At 53.4% G+C, this 3,218-nt stretch carries 2 rRNA genes; both read right to left on the minus strand.

The features are described from left to right. Positions 1-61: 61 nt before the first annotated feature. A 5S ribosomal RNA gene (gene rrf / locus CDA63_RS19905) occupies positions 62-173 on the minus strand. Positions 174-285: 112 nt separating this feature from the next. Beyond that, positions 286-3,194, minus strand: a 23S ribosomal RNA gene (locus CDA63_RS19910). Positions 3,195-3,218: the final 24 nt, after the last annotated feature.

Genomic DNA, 3,218 nt, shown 5'->3' on the forward strand with positions numbered 1-3,218 from the left:
GCCCCGCGCATCCGGCTCCCCAAGTGGGGACGCTGGACGCCGCGGGGCGACTTGTAGATAAGGTTGGCGGCGACCGACTCTCCCACCGGTGAAGGCAGTACCATAGGCGCTCCGGGGCTTAACGACTCTGTTCGGAATGGGAAGAGGTGAACACCCGGGCTAAAGCCACCATTATCTGTTCGACTCAGTTTGCGTGTTCGCACAAACCAGCCGTGAAATTCGACATAGAGGCAGAGCTAAAGAAAAAGTAAGCGGTGAGCACGGCGCCGTTCAGCGCCTCATCTGTACCAGAAGCTATCGAGCCCTTAGTACCCCTCGGCTGTGCCATTTCGGACTCTACACCTAGGGCCTATCAACGTCCTCGTCTCGAACGGCTCTTCAATCGGATATCTCATCTTCAGGTGAGTTTCGCACTTAGATGCTTTCAGCGCTTATCTCATCCCAGCGTCGCTACCCGGCACTGCAACTGGCGTCACAACCGGTAGACGAGCGGCTGGTCCAACTCGGTCCTCTCGTACTAAAGTCAGGTCCTGTCAAATATCCTACGCCCACCACAGATAGGGACCGAACTGTCTCACGACGTTCTGAACCCAGCTCGCGTGCCACTTTAATCGGCGAACAGCCGAACCCTTGGGACCTTCTCCAGCCCCAGGACGTGACGAGCCGACATCGAGGTGCCAAACCTCCCCGTCGATATGAGCTCTTGGGGGAGATCAGCCTGTTATCCCCGGCGTACCTTTTATCCTTTGAGCGATGGCCCTTCCATACGGAACCACCGGATCACTATATCCGTCTTTCGACCCTGCTCGGCTTGTAGGCCTCACAGTCAAGCCCGCTTCTGCTATTGCGCTCTACATCCGGTTACCAAGCGGATTGAGCGGACCTTTGAAAGCCTCCGATACTCTTTTGGAGGCGACCACCCCAGTCAAACTACCCAGCAGACACTGTCTCCGTTTTCCAGATTAGGCGCCAAACAACACAAGGGTGGTATTTCAACGGCGACTCCCCAAAACCTAGCGGCCCTGGCTCAACGTCTCCCACCTATGCTACACATGTGTTGTCCAGCGTCAATGTCAACCTATAGTAAAGGTGCACGGGGTCTTTCCGTCCCGTGGCGGGTACTCGGCATCTTCACCGAGACTACAATTTCACCGAGCTCACGGCTGAGACAGCGCCCAGATCGTTACACCATTCGTGCAGGTCGGAACTTACCCGACAAGGAATTTCGCTACCTTAGGACCGTTATAGTTACGGCCGCCGTTTACCGGGGCTTCGATTCAAACCTTCGCTTGCGCTAAGTTCCCCTCTTAACCTTCCGGCACCGGGCAGGTGTCAGGCCTTATACTTCCGCTTACGCGTTCGCAAAGCCATGTGTTTTTGTTAAACAGTCGCCTGGGCCTTTTCACTGCGGCTTCTCGTATTGCTACGAGGAAGCGTCCCTTCTCCCGAAGTTACAGGACCATTTTGCCGAGTTCCTTGGCCGTGATTCACTCGAGCGCCTCAGGATACTCTCCTTGACTACCTGTGTCGGTTTGCGGTACGGGTTAGTAAGCAGTAAACGCTTAGCAGGTTTTCTTGGCAGTCTGATTAGGTACACTATCCCATTGGCCGAAGCCGCTAGGTACTATCAGGTTTCAGCAAAAGGGGCGTACTTAACTACCCCTCCTATACCTACACCCTTTAACGAGCACTTCCGTCCGCTCGCGGTACTTTCACTTCTGCGTCACTGCATCACTCTACTTCCTAAGTGCTGGAATATCAACCAGCTGTCCATCGACGTAGCCTCTCGGCGTAGCCTTAGGTCCCGACTAACCCTGCTCCGATTAGCGTTGAGCAGGAAACCTTAGTCTATCGGCGAGGGGGTTTCGCACCCCCTTTATCGTTACTCATGCCTACATTTGCTTTTCTAGCCGCTCCAGCATGCCTGACGACACACCTTCACCGCTGACTAGAATGCTCCCCTACCACTTAACTACTTAAAGTTAAATCCATCGCTTCGGTACCGGACTTGATGCCCGTGTATTATCGATGCCCTCTCGCTCGACCAGTGAGCTGTTACGCACTCTTTAAAGGAATGGCTGCTTCCAAGCCAACCTCCTGGCTGTCAAAGCAAGTGGACCTCCTTTGTTCAACTTAGTCCGAATTTAGGGACCTTAGCGGATGGTCTGGGTTCTTTCCCTCTCGGCCTGGGACCTTAGCACCCCAAGCCTCACTGCCGGCTATATTACATGGCATTCGGAGTTCGTCAGGATTCGGTAGGCTATGACACCCCCTAGTCCTATCGGTAGCTCTACCTCCATGTAACTCTACGCCGACGCTGTACCTAAATACATTTCGGGGAGTACGAGCTATTTCTCAGTTTGATTGGCCTTTCACCCCTACCCTCAAGTCATCCAAATCCTTTTCAACGGAAACTGGTTCGGTCCTCCAGTTGGTGTTACCCAACCTTCAACCTGCTCAAGGGTAGATCACAAAGTTTCGCGTCTACCCCCTCTGACTCTGCGCCCTATTCAGACTCGCTTTCGCTGCGGCTCCATGCTTTAAAGCATTTAACCTTGCCAGAGAGGAGTAACTCGTAGGCTCATTATGCAAAAGGCACGCTATCAGACCACTAAAGTCCTCTAACTGCTTGTAAGCACACGGTTTCAGGTTCTTTTCACTCCGGTATTCCCGGTTCTTTTCACCTTTCCCTCACGGTACTAGTTCACTATCGGTCTCTCAGGAGTATGTAGCCTTAGCGGATGGTGCCGCTGGATTCAGAGGGGATTTCTCCGGTCCCCCCCTACTCAGGAATCCTCTACCGTAAATTACCAGCTCGCCTACGGGATTCTCACCCTCTATGATCGACCTTCCCATGTCGTTCGGCTAAAGTAACTTAATCAGATGTTGAGGTCCTACAACCCCGGACTGGCCGTAACCAACCCGGTTTGGGCTCCTCCCCGTTCGCTCGCCACTACTTGGGGAATCATTGTTATTTTCTTTTCCTCCGGGTACTTAGATGTTTCAGTTCCCCGGGTTTGCCCCTACTCCTTAAAAAGAAGTAAGCCCTAGTGCTTCACACTAGTGGGTTGCCCCATTCGGAAATCAACGGATCAATTGGTATGTGCCCATCCCCGTCGCTTATCGCAGCTTATCACGTCCTTCATCGCCTCTGAGAGCCTAGGCATCCCCCGTGTGCCCTTTTCTACTTCTTGGTAGAGGCCATCCCGTAAGATGGC

The organism is Hymenobacter amundsenii (assembly GCF_002204745.1).
Lineage (GTDB): Bacteria > Bacteroidota > Bacteroidia > Cytophagales > Hymenobacteraceae > Hymenobacter > Hymenobacter amundsenii.